The 17,095-nt window shown below is 71.6% G+C and carries 9 protein-coding genes, 1 tRNA gene and 1 pseudogene; 1 reads left to right on the top strand and 10 read right to left on the bottom strand.

The genetic code is table 11. The features are described 5' to 3' along the window. Positions 1-116: 116 nt before the first annotated feature. Positions 117-716: a hypothetical protein gene (locus AC4OXY_RS27890; protein ID WP_491991275.1), complete on the bottom strand. Its 600-nt coding sequence runs from the start codon at positions 714-716 to the stop codon at positions 117-119. 696 nt (positions 717-1,412) lie between these two features. On the opposite strand from AC4OXY_RS27890, the pseudogene AC4OXY_RS27885 reads away from it, so the two are divergent. Next, positions 1,413-1,547 (top strand): annotated as a pseudogene (locus AC4OXY_RS27885) (tyrosine-type recombinase/integrase); the annotation flags it as partial. 143 nt (positions 1,548-1,690) lie between these two features. Here the strand turns inward: AC4OXY_RS27885 and AC4OXY_RS27880 are convergent. The 9 genes from AC4OXY_RS27880 to AC4OXY_RS27840 all read right to left on the bottom strand — a co-directional run bounded on the left by AC4OXY_RS27880 (position 1,691) and on the right by AC4OXY_RS27840 (position 16,827). Then, positions 1,691-1,764 (bottom strand) — tRNA-Thr (locus AC4OXY_RS27880). Between the two features lie 130 nt (positions 1,765-1,894). Next, complete coding sequence (locus AC4OXY_RS27875; protein WP_356029311.1) at positions 1,895-3,499, bottom strand: alpha/beta hydrolase; 1,605 nt, start codon at positions 3,497-3,499, stop codon at positions 1,895-1,897. Positions 3,500-3,662: 163 nt separating this feature from the next. After that, positions 3,663-4,868: a DNA polymerase III subunit delta' gene (locus AC4OXY_RS27870; protein ID WP_356029314.1), complete on the bottom strand. Its 1,206-nt coding sequence runs from the start codon at positions 4,866-4,868 to the stop codon at positions 3,663-3,665. Between the two features lie 174 nt (positions 4,869-5,042). Continuing rightward, positions 5,043-8,222: a dTMP kinase gene (gene tmk / locus AC4OXY_RS27865; protein ID WP_491991274.1), complete on the bottom strand. Its 3,180-nt coding sequence runs from the start codon at positions 8,220-8,222 to the stop codon at positions 5,043-5,045. A 155-nt stretch (positions 8,223-8,377) separates the two neighbouring features. Further along, a complete protein-coding gene (gene topA, locus AC4OXY_RS27860; protein WP_376293777.1) occupies positions 8,378-11,236 on the bottom strand; it encodes a type I DNA topoisomerase in 2,859 nt (952 codons plus the stop codon). A 267-nt stretch (positions 11,237-11,503) separates the two neighbouring features. Next, entirely contained in the window at positions 11,504-11,701 is a 198-nt protein-coding gene (locus AC4OXY_RS27855; protein ID WP_491991273.1) for a hypothetical protein, read from the bottom strand. Positions 11,702-11,976: 275 nt separating this feature from the next. Next, positions 11,977-13,506 (bottom strand): DUF7059 domain-containing protein, encoded by a 1,530-nt coding sequence (locus AC4OXY_RS27850; protein ID WP_491991272.1) that lies wholly within the window; start codon positions 13,504-13,506, stop codon positions 11,977-11,979. Positions 13,507-13,526: 20 nt separating this feature from the next. Next, positions 13,527-14,156 carry a small secreted protein gene (locus tag AC4OXY_RS27845; protein WP_362821692.1) on the bottom strand — a complete coding sequence of 210 codons (630 nt, stop codon included), beginning with the start codon at positions 14,154-14,156 and terminating at the stop codon, positions 13,527-13,529. 268 nt (positions 14,157-14,424) lie between these two features. Further along, positions 14,425-16,827, bottom strand: coding sequence for a sodium-translocating pyrophosphatase (locus AC4OXY_RS27840; RefSeq protein ID WP_376293779.1), 2,403 nt, complete (start codon positions 16,825-16,827; stop codon positions 14,425-14,427). Between the last annotated feature and the right edge of the window lie 268 nt (positions 16,828-17,095).

Genomic DNA, 17,095 nt, shown 5'->3' with positions numbered 1-17,095 from the left:
CGGGCATGATCGCCGTGATGTGCGGTGCGGCTCGGTTGACACAGCGGCGAGCTGACGGGGAGTGACGCGGTTCGTCACCGGGACGCTCACACTGCCCACCAGGGCCTTCGTGGTTCTTACGTGACCTCGTCCAAACGCAGCCTCGTCAGATCCGGCATGCCACCGAGTGAAGTCAGCACAGATTGGTCTGGATTCGTCAGGTATACAAGGGTCGAATAGTCAGGAAAATCGGGCTCCGACTGGTTCCCTTCTTCGTCCGTCCAGTTCTCTTCCACGGTTGCCTTTTCGAACTGCGCGCTCCGCAGCAGAAAGTAGATGCCACCCGCGTACGAACTCTCGTGCTCCTCCAATTCGGCAGCAAGCGTTCGGGCCAGGTTCTCGCTGACTTCGGCGAGGTCTGCACCGGTCGAGCCGAAGAGGTAAAAGCGGTCGGGCACACCGTCCTCCGTCTGTCCGTCCGAAAATCCGAGTTCATTCTGGCCATCGTGCAACTTCGTCAGGAACTGCTCGTCCTGGGCGGTGTCCGAAAAGCCGCGCGGAATGTAAGGACTGGCTCCGCTGAGTGCCGGGTCATCGCCATGGGCCGCACCAGGGCCGAACCTTCGCGGTTGGGTCGTGGGAGATTCGACAGCGTCCTTTTCCCAGCCGGTCAGTCCGCCGAGGCCGGTGAGGAGGATCTGCTGGGTGAGTTGGTCGCAGCCCTGCCGGCGCAGCATTTCGGCCGCGCGGTAGAGGCGGCAGGCGGGGCGGACGGGGAAGTACTTGTCGATGAAGGCGCCAGCGCCGCCATTGCGGCCGGAGACGCCGTCACCGAGGTCGCCGATGAAGGTGAAGGGGAGTTCGGCGCCTTCCTTCAGGCCGCTGCCGATGGCTTTGAGGCGGCTGGTGATCGGATCCCACCAGCTCTGGCCCGAGAGGTCGACGGCGCAGGTCGGCCGGTCACCGGTGTACCTGGACGCCGAGGTGCAGGGCTCGGCCTGCTGCGGCTGGATGGGGTCGGTGGTGGTGAAGCGGCCGGCGGCGGGGGTCGTAGTTGCGGGCGCGAAGCTTGTAGCCGGCGGCCTTGGTGGTGGGTTCGGCGTACTGGCCGGTGGCCGCAGGCGGTGTAGGTCCAGGTGGACTGGAGGTCGCCGGTGGCGTCGGTGAGGTCGGTGGCGGAACCGAGTTGGTCGTGGTGCTGGAAGGACGCGTCTCCGCTGGGCAGGGTCTGGGACTGGATCTGCTCCAGCGGGTTGTACTGGTAGCTGCCGGTGTAGTCGGCGGCTGCCTGCGGAAGGGCGTTGTTGGGGTCCCAGACGGTGGTGCGCAGCAGGCCCGTGCCGGTCTTCGAAGCGGTGGGTGCTGGTGGTGGCGGTGGTCAGCTGGTCGGCCGCGTCGTAGGTGTAGTTGGTGGTGATGCCAGCGGTGACGGAGGTGCAGTCGTCGATCTCTTCGAGCGGCTCGTCGCGGCCTTCGGTCTCCCGCCGATCCGACTGCACGACCTCCGCCACGGCGCCGCGACGCTCGCTGCCGACATCGACATCGAGATTGCGTCGCAAGAAGCAGGCCCGGAGGAAGAAGCCCAAGGAGTGGGGCCGAGCCCCTCCGCTCACGCAAGCCACCCACTACACAGCGCCCTGGCCGTGTGACGCGCCATGCCCCGAGCAACAAAAACCCCAGGTCATCTACTATCTGACCTGGGGTTTCTCGGAGCCGCCTTCGGGATTCGAACCCGAGACCTACGCATTACGAGTGCGTTGCTCTGGCCATCTGAGCTAAGGCGGCGCGCCGTCCGCACTATGGTGCGATCGGCAACATCGGTAAGTCTACACAGTTTCCGAGGGTGCTCCGACCACGCCCCGGATGCGCAGGGTCCGGGGCCGGTGGCAGGGGGTGTGAGCAGGGGTTTCCCGGGTTACGAGCAGCGTTTTCCCGGGGTCGGCGGGGTGCCGTTCAGCAGGTAGGTGTTGATCGAGGTGTCGATGCAGGTGCTGCCGCGGCCGTAGGCGGTGTGGCCGTCGCCGACGTAGGTCAGCAGGTGTCCCGAGGAGAGCTGGCGGGACAGCGACTGGGCCCAGCGGTAGGGGGTCGCCGGGTCGCGGGTGGTGCCGACCACCACGATCGGCGCCGCGCCCTTCGCCTCGATGCGGTGCGGCTTGCCCGTGGCCTTCACCGGCCAGTACGCGCAGTTCAGCGCGGCCCAGGCCAGGGTGTCGCCGAAGACCGGGGACGCCTTCTCGAACGTGGGGAGAGCCTGGCGCACCTGGTCGGGGCCGGTGAAGGCGGGCGGCAGGTCCAGGCAGTTCACGGCGGAGTTGGCCATCATGAGGTTGCTGTAGTGGCCGCCCGCGTCCCGTTCGTAGTAGCTGTCGGAGAGCGCGAGCAGGCTCGCGCCGTCATGCTCCTTCATCGCCGACGTCAGCGCCTCGCGCAGTTGCTCCCACTCCCCCTGGTCGTACATCGCCGCGATCACGCCGGTCGTGGCCAGCGGTTCGCTGAGCTTGCGGCCGTCCGCGTCGCCCGTCGGGATCGGGTGCGCGTCCAGCGTGCGGAAGAACGCCTTGAGGTGGTCGCCGACCTGCGCCGGCGTCGTGCCCTTGCCACCGAGGGGGCAACCGGAGTGCCGTACGCAGTCCTTCGAGAACGCCTGGAACGCCGTCTCGAAGCCCGCCGTCTGATCGAGGTTCAGCGTGCGGGCGTCGATGGAGGGGTCCATCGCGCCGTCCAGGACCAGCCGCCCGACCCGGTCGGGGAACAGGCCCGCGTACGTCGCGCCGAGGAACGTGCCGTACGACGCCCCCACGTAGTTCAGTTTCCGGTCGCCCAGGACCGCCCGCAGGATGTCCATGTCCCGCGCCGCCTCGACGGTGGAGACGTGCCGCAGCAGTCGCGCCGAGTGCGCCCCGCAGCTCTCGTCGAACTTCTTGTCCGCCGCGACCAGCGCGTTCCGCTCCCGCTGGTCGTCGGGCGTCATGTCCGCCTGCGTGTACGCGTCCATCTGACGGCCGTCGAGACACTTCACCGGCTCACTGCGGGCCACGCCCCGCGGGTCCATCGCGACCATGTCGTAGCGGGCGCGGACGCCCGCCGGGTAGCCGACGCCCGCGTAGCTCTGGAGGTAGTCGATCGCCGAGCCGCCCGGACCGCCCGGGTTGACCAGCAGTGAACCGATCGGCCGACCCTTGCCGGTGGCGTTCTTGCGGGCGACGGCGAGCTGCACGTCACCGGCCCCGGGGTTGTCGTAGTCCAGCGGGGCCTTCATCGTCGCGCACTGGAAGCCCGGGGCACCGCAGCTCTTCCAGCGCAGCCGCTGGCCGTAGTACGACGACAGCGCCGGCGGCGTCGCCCGGGGCAGCGCGGCCAGCGCCGCGTCCGCCGTGTCGCCGGCCGGGGTGGTCGAACTGCCGGGGGAACAGGCGGACACGAGCAGGGCGGCGGCCGCCAGCAGGCTGGCGGCGAGGCGCGCCGTTGTCCGGCTGCGGGAGCCCCGGGTCCGGCGGGGGGATGGCCTGGTGTGCATTCGGCGAGCGTAACGCTGTGCTACGGATCGGGCGCGGCCCGTGCGGGTGATGTGCTCGTACGGGGGACATGCGGGACTGCGAGTGGTGTCACGGGCGTCCCGCGCCCACCCCGGCGGCACCCACCCGCCGCTCATCCCGTCTCCCGCGGCGCCCGCACGGCCGTCACCCCGCCCGCAGCGCCATCGTCATCGCCTCCACCGCCAGCAGCGGGGCCACATTGCGGTCGAGGGCCTCACGGCATGCTCCGATCGCCTCGATGCGGCGGAGGGTGGATTCCGGGCTGCTGCCCCGGGCCAGCCGGTCCAGGGCGTCCTCGGCGTCGGCGTTGGCGATCGCCACACGGGAGCCGAGCTGGAGGGCGAGCACGTCGCGGTAGAAGGCGGTGAGATCGCCGAGGGCGACGTCGAGGCTGTCGCGCTGCGTGCGGGTTCTGCGACGCTTCTGCATGTCCTCCAGGTCCTTCATCACGCCCGCCGTGCCGCGCGGCAGGCGACCGCCCTGGGACGCGCCGAGCGCCGCCTTCAGCTCCTCCGTCTCCTTGCCGTCCATCTCCTCGGCGAGCTGCTTGGCGTCCTCGGCTGCCGCGTCCACCAGCTCCTGGGCGGCACGGAGACAGGCACCGACCTCGTCGAGCCGCAGGGGCAGCTTCAGCACGGCGGCCCGGCGCTCGCGGGCCGCCGGGTCGGTGGCCAGGCGCCGGGCCCGGTCCACGTGCCCCTGCGTGGCGCGGGCGGCGGCGGCCGCGACCTGAGGCTCGATGCCGTCCCGCCGCATGAGCATGTCGGCGACCGCGTCGACGGAGGGCGTGCGCAGGGTCAGGTGGCGGCAGCGGGAGCGGATCGTCGGCAGGACGTCCTCGACGGAGGGGGCGCACAGGAGCCAGACCGTGCGCGGGGCGGGCTCCTCCACGGCCTTGAGGACGGCGTTGGCCGACTTCTCGTTCAGCCGCTCGGCGTCCTCGACCAGGATGATCTGCCAGCGACCGTTCGCCGGCGCGGTGAACGACTTGCGGACCGTGTCCCGCATGTCCTTGACCAGGATCTCGGAGCCGACCGCGGCGACCGTGTTGACGTCGGCGTGCGTGCCGAGCAGGGCGGTGTGGCAGCCGTCGCAGAAGCCGCAGCCGGGGGAGCCGCCGAGGGCGCGGTCGGGGCTCACGCACTGCAGGGCCGCGGCGAAGGCCCGCGCCGCCTGGTTCCGGCCCGCGCCGGGCGGGCCCGTGAACAGCCAGGCGTGCGTCATCCTCGACGCCTCGGGCAGCGGCTCGTCGGCCGCGGCGGCCGTGACGAGGGCGTCGGCGTCCCGCGCGGCGGCGCCGAGCACCGCGCTCACCTTCTCCTGCCCGACGAGGTCGTCCCACACGGTCATGGGTCACGCCGCCCTTCCGTCACACTCCGCGTTCCTGCCCTCCATTGTGCGGGCGGGCACTGACAACGCCGCCCGGCCGCCCCGGCGGCCGTCGGGAAAGCGCGAGGGCGGCGCCGGTCGATCCCTCCGACCCGTGCCGCCCTCCGCCTCGCCGGACCCCGCCGGGGCCTGCCGTCAGCCGCGTCGGCCCCGGCCCCGGCCCCGGCTGCCGCCCTGCTCCTCGTCCCGGTCGCCGTACTCCCGCTCGTCGTACGACCCCAGCAGTTCGTCCGCCAACGACGGCAGGTCGTCCAGCGGGGTCTCCTCGGCCCAGTCGGGGCGCGGGCGGCGGCGCGGTGTGCCGTCGGCGTCGAGCTGGGGCATCTCGCGGGTGCGGTCCTCGGAGCCGTCGGGACCCGCGCCGGGCCGTACGGGCGGCAGGACGGCCGTCTCGTCGACCGCGCCCGGGGTCACCGGCGGCAGGACGGCCGTCTCGTCCGCCGCGCCCGCAGCGGCGGCCGGCGGCTGCGGCAGCTCGGCGGTCACCTCGGACTCGGAGGCGGTGCCGGTCCCGGACTCGCGTGCGGGACGGGCGTCCTCGTCGGCACGACGCTCGTCCTTGCCGAGCGGCACCACCGGCGTCGGGACCGTCTCCTCGGCACCGCGCGGCGCCGGGGACACGACCGGCGTGGGAACCGTCGACGCCTCGGGCATGACACCCGGCGCCGCCGACTGGCGGGTGCTGGACCTGCGGGCCGCCGTGTCGGCCGCCGCCGCTGCCTCGGCCGCCTGACGGCGGGCCTCCTCGGCACGCAGCAGCGCCTCCTCGGCCTTGCGCTGCTTCTCCAGGCGCCGCGCCTCCTCCTCGGCGCGCAGCCGGGCCTCCTCCTCGGCCTGCTTGCGGCGCCGCTCCTCCTCGGCCCTGCGGCGGGCCTCCTCCTCGGCGCGGGCCTTCTCCTCGGCGAGCAGCCGCAGACGCTCCTCCTCCGCGCGCCGGGCGGCCTCCTCGGCCCGCTGCCGGGCCTCCTCCGCCTGCCGCTCGGCCTCGCGGCGCTGCGCCTCCTCCAGCTCGCGGCGCTTGCGCTCCTCCTCCTCGGCGCGCAGCTTGGCGAGCTGCTCCTGGCGCTCCCGCTCCAGGCGCTCCTCCTCGGCCTTGCGGGCGGCCTCTTCCTCGGCCTTGCGGCGGGCCTCCTCCTCGGCCTTCTTCCGCGCCTCCTCCTGGGCCGCGATCTCGGCCTCGGACAGCGGCAGCACGGTGTCGAGCCGGTGCCGGATCACGGTGGTGACGGCCTCGGGCTCCTGACCGGCGTCCACCACCAGGTAGCGGCCGGGGTCGGCGGCGGCCAGCGTGAGGAAACCGGCCCGCACGCGCGCGTGGAACTCCGCAGGCTCCGACTCCAGCCGGTCCGGCGCCTCGGTGAACCGCTCGCGGGCCGTCTCCGGGGAGACGTCCAGCAGGACGGTGAGGTGCGGGACGAGGCCGTCGGTCGCCCAGCGGTTGATGCGGGCGATCTCGGTCGGGGACAGGTCGCGGCCGGCGCCCTGGTAGGCGACGGACGAGTCGATGTAACGGTCGGAGATGACGACGGCGCCGCGCTCCAGGGCGGGGCGTACGACCGTGTCGACGTGCTCGGCGCGGTCGGCGGCGTACAGCAGCGCCTCCGCGCGGTGCGACAGGCCCGCCGAGGACACGTCCAGCAGGATCGAGCGCAGCCGCTTGCCGACCGGCGTGGCACCCGGCTCGCGGGTGAGCACGACCTCGTGGCCCTTGGCGCGGATCCACTCGGCGAGGGCCTCGGCCTGGGTGGACTTGCCGGCGCCGTCGCCGCCCTCCAGGGCGATGAAGAAGCCGCTCGTGGCCGGTGCCTCGACCGGGTCGTCCCCGCCGAGCAGCGCGTCCTTGAGGTCCTGGCGCAGCGGGATGCCGGAGCGGTCGTCGACCTTGGCGAGCACCAGCGCGGCGACCGGCAGCAGCAGCGCGCCGACCAGCATCAGCGTGAAGGAGGCTCCGCCGTGCGCGAAGACGAACCGGCCGTTCTCCAGGCGATGCCGGCCGATGAGTCCGGCGACGACGGGCGCGATCAGGACGGCGAGCGCTATGGAGACGCGCACCACGGCGTGCAGGTGCTCGGTGACGCGCGCCCGGCGGAAGTCCTCGGTCTCCTGGTCGAGCAAGGCGTGCCCGGTGTTCGCCGCCACGCCCGCGGTGACGCCGGCGCCGGCGACGATCAGCAGCACCGTGGTGACGTCCGGGACCAGGCCGGCGGCCAGCAGGGCGATGCCGGTGAAGGCGATCGCGAGGGCGAGGAGCCGGCGGCGCGAGAGCGAGGGCAGCAGCGCGGGGGCCGTACGGATGCCGACGGCGACGCCGCCGGTCAGGCCGAGGACCAGCAGGCCGTACAGGACCGGGCCGCCGCCCAGGTCGGTGGCGTGCAGCACGCACACCGAGACGGCGGCGGCGATGGCGCCGGCGACGGCGGCGCAGGCCGGGACCAGCAGCGGGATCGCGCCCGTACGGCCCTTGTCGACGCCGGTGCCGGTGCGCGGGCGGCGCAGGCCCTCCAGCGGGGACCGCGCGCGCGGGGTGCGCACGTCGGGCAGTTCGAGCGAGGTCAGCACGGACAGGGAGGCGGCGAACAGGCCCGCCGCGACGTACGAGCCGAGGGCCGCGTGGTGCTGGTCGAACCAGGCCACGCCCGTGCCCAGCAGGTTGTTGAGCAGTCCGGCGAGGACCAGGGCGGCGGCGGCCAGCGGGACGGCCAGGAAGCCGGTGCGCAGCGACAGCCGGCGCAGGGCGTCCATGTGGTCCGGCAGCGGCCGTACGGTGGCGCCCTCCGGGGGCGGGCCGGGCAGCAGGGCGGGGGCCGCGCTCTCCCGGCACACCGTCCACAGGCGCTCGGCGACGCCGGTGACGAAGGCGGTGACGAGCAGGACGGCCAGGGCGTTGTCCGGCGTCCAGTCGATCCACAGGGGCGCGACGATCAGCAGCAGGGCGCGCACGGCGTCGGCGCCGACCATGGTCCAGCGCCGGTCGAGCGGGCCCTCCTGGCTGGTGAGCGAGGTCAGGGGGCCGAGCAGGACGGCGCCGAAGAGCAGGGTGGCGAGTACGCGCGCGGCGAAGACGGTCGCCACTGCGAACGCCACGCCTCGGTATCCCCCGCCGAACGCGCCCTGGGCGATCGCCGCCTGGAGGACGAGGACGACCAGGACGAGAAGGGCGAGGGCGTCACCGGTGCCGCCGACCAGATGTGCGCTCCACAGGCGCCGCAGTTCCGGTCGGCGCAGCAGGGAGCGGACGGCGCGCTCGCGGGAGTCCGCGACCAGGGCTTCGTCCGGTTCTGTGGTGGGGGCCGTTGGCTGCTCGGCTCGCGTCATGCGTTCAGCCTATCGGCAGCCACCGACAGGACACGTCTCCTGTCCTGGCATGCGCACGCCCCGACACCAAAGTGATGCCGGGGCGTGGCCAAGTGACACCGGGCGGGCGCTTCGCGAAGCCGAACGGAAACCCGGAGGCGAAACCGTGCGGCGGATCAGTCCTCCGTGCCGGAAGCCGTCGCCTTGGCGGCGGTGGCCTTCTTGGCGGTGGTCTTCTTGGCCGCCGTGGTCTTCTTCGCGGCCGCGGTCGTCTTCTTCGCCGCCGTCTTCTTGGCCGCGGTCTTCTTCGCCGGGGCCGTCTTCTTGGCCGGCGCCTTCTTCGCGGTCTTCTTGGCGGGCCCCTTCGCGCGCTTCTCGGCGAGCAGCTCGAAGCCGCGCTCCGGGGTGATCGTCTCGACGCTGTCGCCGGAGCGCAGGGTCGCGTTGGTCTCGCCGTCGGTGACGTACGGACCGAAGCGGCCGTCCTTGACCACGACCGGCTTCTCGCTGACCGGGTCGGTGCCCAGCTCCTTCAGCGGCGGCTTGGCGGCCGCGCGGCCACGCTGCTTGGGCTGGGCATAGATCGCCAGCGCCTCCTCCAGCGTGATCGTGAAGAGCTGGTCCTCGGACTGGAGCGAGCGCGAGTCCGTGCCCTTCTTCAGGTACGGGCCGTAACGGCCGTTCTGCGCGGTGATCTCCTGGCCCTCGGCGTCGACGCCGACGACGCGCGGCAGCGACATCAGCTGCAGCGCCTCCTCCAGCGTCACCGTGTCGAGCGACATGGACTTGAAGAGCGAGGCCGTGCGCGGCTTGACCGCGTTCTTGCCGGTCTTCGGGGTGCCCTCGGGGAGGATCTCCGTGACGTACGGGCCGTAGCGGCCGGCCTTGGCGACGATCTGGTGGCCGGTGACCGGGTCGGCACCCAGCTCGAAGTCGCCGCTGGGCTTGGCCAGCAGCTCCTCGGCCAGCTCGACGGACAGCTCGTCCGGCGCCAGGTCGTCCGGGATGTCGGCGCGCTGGTGCTGCTCGGTGTCCTTCTCGCCGCGCTCGATGTAGGGGCCGTAGCGGCCGACGCGGAGCACGATGTCGTTGCCCACCGGGAACGACGACACCTCGCGCGCGTCGATCGCGCCCAGGTCGGTCACCAGCTCCTTGAGGCCGCCGAGGTGGTCCCCGTCGCCGTTGCCGGCGTCGGCCGCGGTGCCGTGGCCGCCCGCGGCGGAGCCGCTGTCGGACAGGGTCTCGCCGAAGTAGAAGCGCTTCAGCCACGGCACGGCCTTCGCCTGACCGGCGGCGATGCGGTCGAGGTCGTCCTCCATCTTGGCGGTGAAGTCGTAGTCGACGAGCCGCCCGAAGTGCTTCTCCAGGAGGTTGACCACGGCGAAGGACAGGAAGGACGGCACCAGGGCCGTGCCCTTCTTGAAGACGTAGCCACGGTCGAGGATCGTGCCGATGATCGACGCGTACGTCGACGGGCGGCCGATCTCGCGCTCTTCCAGCTCCTTGACCAGGGAGGCCTCGGTGTAGCGGGCCGGGGGCTTGGTGGCGTGGCCGTCGACCGTGATCTCCTCGGCGGACAGCGCGTCGCCCTCGGCGACCTGGGGCAGCCGGCGCTCGCGGTCGTCCAGCTCGGCGTTCGGGTCGTCGGCACCCTCGACGTAGGCCTTCAGGAAGCCGTGGAAGGTGATCGTCTTGCCGGAGGCGCTGAACTCGACGTCCCGGCCGTCGGCCGCGGTGCCGCCGATCTTCACGGTCACGCTGTTGCCGGTCGCGTCCTTCATCTGGGAGGCGACGGTCCGCTTCCAGATCAGCTCGTAGAGCTTGAACTGGTCGCCGGTCAGGCCGGTCTCGGCCGGGGTGCGGAAACGATCACCCGAGGGGCGGATCGCCTCGTGCGCCTCCTGGGCGTTCTTGACCTTGCCGGCGTACGTACGCGGCTGCGGCGGGAGGTAGTCGGCGCCGTAGAGCTGCGTGACCTGCGCGCGGGCCGCCGCGATCGCCGTGTCGCTCAGCGTCGTGGAGTCCGTACGCATGTACGTGATGTAGCCGTTCTCGTACAGCTTCTGGGCCACCTGCATGGTGGCCTTCGCGCCGAAGCCGAGCTTGCGGGACGCCTCCTGCTGGAGCGTCGTCGTACGGAACGGGGCGTACGGCGAGCGGCGGTACGGCTTGGACTCGACCGAGCGCACGGAGAAGCGGGTGCTCTCCAGGGCGGCGGCGAGGGCGCGGGCGGTCGCCTCGTCGAGGTGGAGGGTGTTCTCGCTCTTGAGCTGTCCCAGGGAGTCGAAGTCGCGGCCCTGCGCGACCCGCCTGCCGTCGACGGTCTGCAGGCGGGCGACCAGCGACGACGGGTCCGACGGGTCTCCCGCGCGGCCGGTCGCGAAGGTGCCCGTCAGGTCCCAGTACTCGGCGGAACGAAAAGCGATGCGCTCGCGTTCCCGCTCGACGACGAGTCGCGTGGCGACGGACTGGACACGTCCGGCCGACAGCCGGGGCATGACCTTCTTCCACAGGACCGGCGAGACCTCGTAGCCGTAGAGGCGGTCGAGGATGCGGCGGGTCTCCTGGGCGTCGACCAGCTTCTGGTTGAGCTGGCGCGGGTTGGCGACGGCCTCGCGGATCGCGTCCTTGGTGATCTCGTGGAAGACCATCCGCTTGACGGGGATCTTCGGCTTGAGGACCTCCTGGAGGTGCCAGGCGATCGCCTCGCCCTCCCGGTCCTCATCGGTGGCGAGGAACAGCTCGTCGGAGTCCTTCAGCAGGTCCTTGAGCTTCTTGACCTGTGCCTTCTTGTCCGCGTTGATGACATAGATCGGCTGGAAGTCGTGTTCTACGTCCACACCGAGGCGGCGGACCTCGCCGGTGTACTTCTCGGGCACCTCGGCGGCGCCGTTGGGAAGGTCACGGATGTGCCCGACGCTCGCCTCGACGACGTAGCCGGGGCCGAGGTAGCCCTTGATCGTCTTCGCCTTGGCAGGCGACTCGACGATGACGAGTCGGCGGCCGCCCTGTGCGGTCTCGCTGGTCGGGGACAACTTCGCTCTTCTCTCCGGTCGACGCTGTGGCCTCCCCAGGCCTTCGTCCCGGGGTCGCGGCGTACTGCTGGCACGTGTGACGCTGCGGAGTGTGACGGTACATCCCGCCCCCGTGTCAAACGGGAAAAGCCCACAACGGCCACTCGAACGGTAACCCGACTACCGGCATTCCTGCCGCCCGGACCGCCCCGCGGCCCCGTGCCCCATGTCCGGAGCGTAACGCTCCCCTTACTCCCGCGACAGGCCGTCGCGGGGCGCCTGCCGACGTCAGAGGCGGGTCAGGCAGTACACGCCGAGGGCGAGCGCGACCGTTCCGGCGACGCCCGCGAGGGTGGCCGATGCGACTCGGTTCACATCGTGGGCCACCGGTTCCCCGTGTCGGACCCGGGTGCCGGTCCAGGCCAGCAGGGCGCCTCCGAACAGGGCGAACACCACTCCCGCGAAGATCGCCGGCCCGCTCTCCATCCCTCGCGCTCCCCTTCCGTGTCTCCGCCTCCGCCCAGCGCGGGGAGGGTGGCACGCGCGGGAGACGGGCGGGCGACATCGGGGTGAACGGCGGACCGACTCGTTATCGAACACACGATCGAGTGCCGCTCGGCCACACATGCCATCCGCATTTTCCGGCCTTTTTGCATCCGCCCGCGCCGAGCGGCGTGCCGGGGCCCCGGCACGCCGCGGTCGCCACCCGGTGGACCCCGGTCTCCGGCTTCCGCCGACGGCCGGGACGCGCCGGGGCGGTGTCAGCGCACCGGCTCCAGGAAGCCCTGCTCCACGAGCAGGCGGATCTGGGCCGGGGTGCGGTCGCGGAGCAGGACCGCGTTCTCGTCCATGAGCTGGGCGATGGCGTCCAGGATCCGGCCCGCGCTGAGCGTGCCGTCGCACACACCCGCGAAGCCCGCGCCGATCGTGTCCACCTTCGTGGCCCGGCGCATGCCGCGGTGCTGGCGCAGCACCACGTGCTCCGGGTCCTCGGCGCCGGGCAGGCCGACCTGCTCCTGGACCACCTCGGCGGTCAGCCTGAAGTGGCCGTCGAGCAGCGCCGCGTCGTCGTGCTCGCGGAGATAGTCGAGGCGCTCGAAGTGCGCCAGGATCGTGTCCCCGAGAGGCTGCTCGACCGGATGCGGCCACTCCTCCACGGTGACGACGGGCTCGGCGGAACCCGTCCGGCGCAGGGTGATCCAGCCGAAGCCGACCGTCTTGGCCTTGCGCGCCTCGAACTCGTCGAGCCAGGCGTCGTAGCGCGCCTGGTACTCCGCCGGATCCCCGCGGTGGTCACCGGCGTCCCTCAGCCACAGCTCGGCGTACTGCGTGACGTCCTGCACCTCGCGCTGCACGATCCAGGCATCGCACCCGCGCGGCACCCACGACCTGAGTCTGTCCTGCCAGTCCTCCCCTGCCACGTGCTGCCAGTTGGCGAGGAACTGCGCGAACCCGCCCTCGTTCAGCCGTTCCCCCGCCTGCTGAACGAGCGAGCGGCACAGATCGTCCCCGCCCATCCCGCCGTCCCGGTACGTCAGCCGGGCGCCGGGAGAGATGACGAAGGGCGGGTTGGAGACGATCAGGTCGTACGTCTCGTCGTCCCGGACCGGCTCGAAGAGCGAGCCCTCGCGCAGCTCGGCCGCCGGCGCGCCGGACAGCGCCAGCGTGAGCGCGGTGATGTGCAGTGCGCGCGGGTTGAGATCCGTCGCAGTCACGCGCGTGGCGTGCTGGGCGGCGTGCAGCGCCTGGATGCCGGAACCGGTACCGAGGTCCAGGGCCGAGGCCACCGGGGTACGGACGGTGATGCCGGCGAGGGTCGTGGAGGCACCGCCGACGCCCAGGACGACTCCCTCGTCGTGCTGCCCGATGCCGCCCGCACCGCCCACCGCGCAGCCCAGGTCGGAGACGATGAACCAGTCCTCGCCGGCGGGGCCGCCGTAGGGCCGTACGTCCACGGTGGCGGCCACCTCGTCGCCGCCCACGCGCGTGAGCCACCCGGTGTCCACGGCCTCCTCGGCCGGCAGAACGGCGGCCACGCGCGCGTACGGCACCGGTTGCTGGAGCAGGAAGAGCCGTACGAGCGTCTCCAGCGGCGTGTCGCCGCGGGTCGCCCGCAGGGCGGGCACGGTCTCGCTGCGGGCCAGCGCCGCGTACGCGGGGGCGCCGAGCAGGTCGAGCAGCCCGTCGGCGGTGAAGGAGGCGGCCAGCAGCGCCTCCCGCAGGCGCGCGGCGGCGTCCGGCCGGTCGGAGGCGGGCAGGGGGGCGAGTCCGGTGTCAGTCACGCCCCCCATTGTGGCCCGCGACGGACGACTCAGCCGTTGGCGGACGACGGCGAGGCCGAGCTCGACGCGGAGCTCGACCCGGAGGTCTTCGTGCAGCCCGCCTGCTTGGCCACCGCCTCGTTGACGTCGCCCTTCTCCAGGTTCTTCAGGGCGGTGATCACACTGTCGTACTGCGTCAGCACCACCTTCATCCGGTCCGAGAGGTCACTCAGGCCGGAGGCGAACTTCGTCTGGTCCTTGGTGTCGAGCCCGTCCACCCGCTTCTTCAGGTCGGCGTACGCGGCCGACAGGGCCGTGAGCTTCTTGACGGCGTCCTGCTGCTTCTGCGCGCCGCCCTCGACGCCCGGAGGCGCCCCGGCGCCGTCCAGGGTGGCCGCGCGCGCCTTGAAGCCGTCGGCCAGGTCCTGGAAGGCCTGGGAGTCGGTCTGCTGGACGTCCTTCGGCGGCCCGTCCTTGGCGACCTTCGACAGCGCGTCGTAGGCACCCGAGATCTTCGCCTGCTGCGCGGGCAGCGGCTGGCACACGGACTTGGCCCAGGCGACCATCTTGGGGTCGGGCCCCTTGGCGCCACTGCTGCCGCTGCCGCTGCCGGTGCATCCCGTCAGCGCCACTACCAGTACCGCACCGCCGGACAGTGCGGCCGCGAGCTTCTTGTTCACCGGATCGGTCCCTTCCATGGCTCTCGGCCCACGGACCCTACACGTCGGGCGCACACCCCTCACATCCCGTACGCCCCCTAAAGCGCCCCTTATGACGCTTTGCACCAAGAGAGCCGAGAGAGAGAAGGCTCACCACGCGGGCGGGCCCGCAGCCGACCCGCGGACGCCCCGCACACGTCCCCGCAGACGCGGGTGGGCGGACGGCACGTCAACACGCGCCGCCCGCCCACCCGTTGAGCAGGGCTTCTGGAACGAACCAGCGGTACGGCTACGAAGCCACCGCTGTACTGGCCGAGTTGGCGACCCGCTCGGCACTCTCGTCGTCGCCCACGGCGATGCCGCGCCGCTTGGAGACGTACACGGCGATGACGATCACGGCGAGTGAGAGGGCCGAGATCAGGATCCGTACGCCGATGTTCTTGTCGGCGCCGTAGGAGAACTTGATCACCGCGGGCGCGATGAGCAGCGAGACCAGGTTCATGACCTTCAACAGCGGGTTGATGGCCGGTCCGGCCGTGTCCTTGAACGGGTCGCCGACGGTGTCGCCGATCACCGTGGCCGCATGGGCGTCGCTGCCCTTGCCGCCGTGGTGGCCGTCCTCCACCAGCTTCTTGGCGTTGTCCCAGGCGCCACCGGAGTTGGCGAGGAACACCGCCATCAGCGTGCCCGCGCCGATCGCGCCGGCGAGATAGGAGCCGAGCGCGCCGACGCCCAATGTGAAGCCGACGAAGATGGGCGCCATCACGGCGAGCAGACCCGGGGTGGCCAGCTCCCGCAGGGCGTCCTTGGTGCAGATGTCGACGACACGCCCGTACTCGGGCTTCTCGGTGTAGTCCATGATCCCGGGGTGCTCGCGGAACTGCCGCCGCACCTCGAACACCACCGAACCCGCCGAACGCGACACGGCGTTGATGGCCAGTCCGGAGAAGAGGAAGACGACCGCGGCGCCCGCGATGAGGCCGACGAGGTTGTTGGGCTGCGAGATGTCCAGCGACAGACTCAGCGGTGAACCGGGCCCGGTGAGCTTCTCCCCCACGTTCTGCACGTTGGTGGTGATGGCGTCCCGGTACGACCCGAACAGCGCCGAGGCCGCGAGGACGGCGGTGGCGATGGCGATGCCCTTGGTGATGGCCTTGGTGGTGTTGCCGACCGCGTCCAGGTTGGTGAGCACCTGGGCACCCGCGCCCGCGACGTCACCGGACATCTCGGCGATGCCCTGGGCGTTGTCGGAGACCGGGCCGAACGTGTCCATGGCGACGATCACGCCGACCGTGGTGAGCAGACCGGTGCCGGCGAGGGCGACCGCGAACAGCGCCAGCATGATCGACGTACCGCCGAGCAGGAACGCGCCGTACACGCTCAGCCCGATGAGCAGCGCGGTGTAGACGGCGGACTCCAGACCGAGCGAGATGCCGGACAGCACGACCGTCGCCGGGCCGGTGAGGGAGGTCTTGCCGACGTCCCGCACGGGGCGCCGGGTGGTCTCGGTGAAGTAGCCGGTGAGCTGCTGGATGACGGCGGCGAGCAGGATGCCGATGGCGACCGCGACGAGGGCGAGCATCCGCGGATCGCCGGCCTTGCCCCGGATCGCCGCGTCCGTCACGCCGTGCAGGGCGGAGTACGACGACGGCAGGTAGACGAAGACCGCGACCGCCACCAGCACGAGGGAGATCACCGCGGAGATGAAGAAGCCGCGGTTGATCGCGCTCATGCCGCTGCGGTCCGCGCGGCGCGGGGCGACCGCGAAGATGCCGATCATCGCGGTGACGACGCCGATGGCCGGCACGAGCAGCGGGAACGCCAGCCCGGAGTCGCCGAAGGCGACCTTGCCGAGGATCAGCGCGGCCACCAGGGTCACGGCGTACGACTCGAAGAGGTCGGCCGCCATGCCCGCGCAGTCGCCGACGTTGTCGCCCACGTTGTCGGCGATGGTCGCGGCATTGCGCGGATCGTCCTCCGGAATGCCCTGCTCGACCTTGCCGACCAGGTCGGCGCCGACGTCGGCGGCCTTGGTGAAGATGCCGCCGCCCACCCTCATGAACATGGCGATCAGGGCGGCGCCGAGGCCGAAGCCCTCCAGCACCTTCGGCGCGTCGGCCGCGTAGACGAGCACCACGCAGGAGGCGCCCAGCAGGCCGAGGCCCACCGTGAACATGCCGACGACGCCGCCCGTGCGAAATGCGATCTTCATCGCCGTGTGCGAGACGGTGGTGAGATCCTTTTCCGTCTCGCCCGGCGCCGGTGTGGCTTCCCGGGCGGCCGCGGCGACCCGCACATTGCTGCGCACGGCCAGCCACATGCCGATATAGCCGGTGGCCGCGGAGAAGACCGCGCCGATCAAGAAGAACACCGATCGTCCGGCCCGCTGATTCCAGTCGTCCGCGGGCAGCAGCATGAGCAGGAAGAAGACGACGACGGCGAATGCGCCGAGTGTGCGCAACTGCCGGGCGAGATACGCCTTCGCGCCTTCCTGGACCGCCTCGGCGATCCGCTTCATGCTGTCGGTGCCCTCGCCCGCGGCCAGCACCTGGCGCACCAGGATCGCCGCGACCACCAGCGCGGCCAGGGCGACCACGGCGACGACGGCCACGAGGATGCGGTTGTGGTCGGTCAGGACCGCGGCCGCGAGGTTGGTCGAGTGAACCGATGGAGAAGTAGAAAGCCCCGCCATTCGTCCTCCTTGACGCTTGGACTGAGCTCAAGATGTGGACGGATTCTAGGTACCCCGGAGTGATCTCAACAGAGCGCGGTAAACGGAATTAGCCTAACCGGCTCATCGGCAAATGATCGAGACCGCGCCAGACAACCCGAATGGAGTAATGCCCCCGGGGCATTGACGGTGATCGTGAATTCCTTCACGAATTCGGAAGGATCTCTGTTCGTGCCGGAAAAACACCGAGGGCCCTGCTCGGCAGGGCCCTCGTGAAGTGGTGCGACGG

This window comes from Streptomyces sp. HUAS MG56, from assembly GCF_058673395.1.
This window is presented reverse-complemented; position numbering and strand designations above follow the sequence as displayed.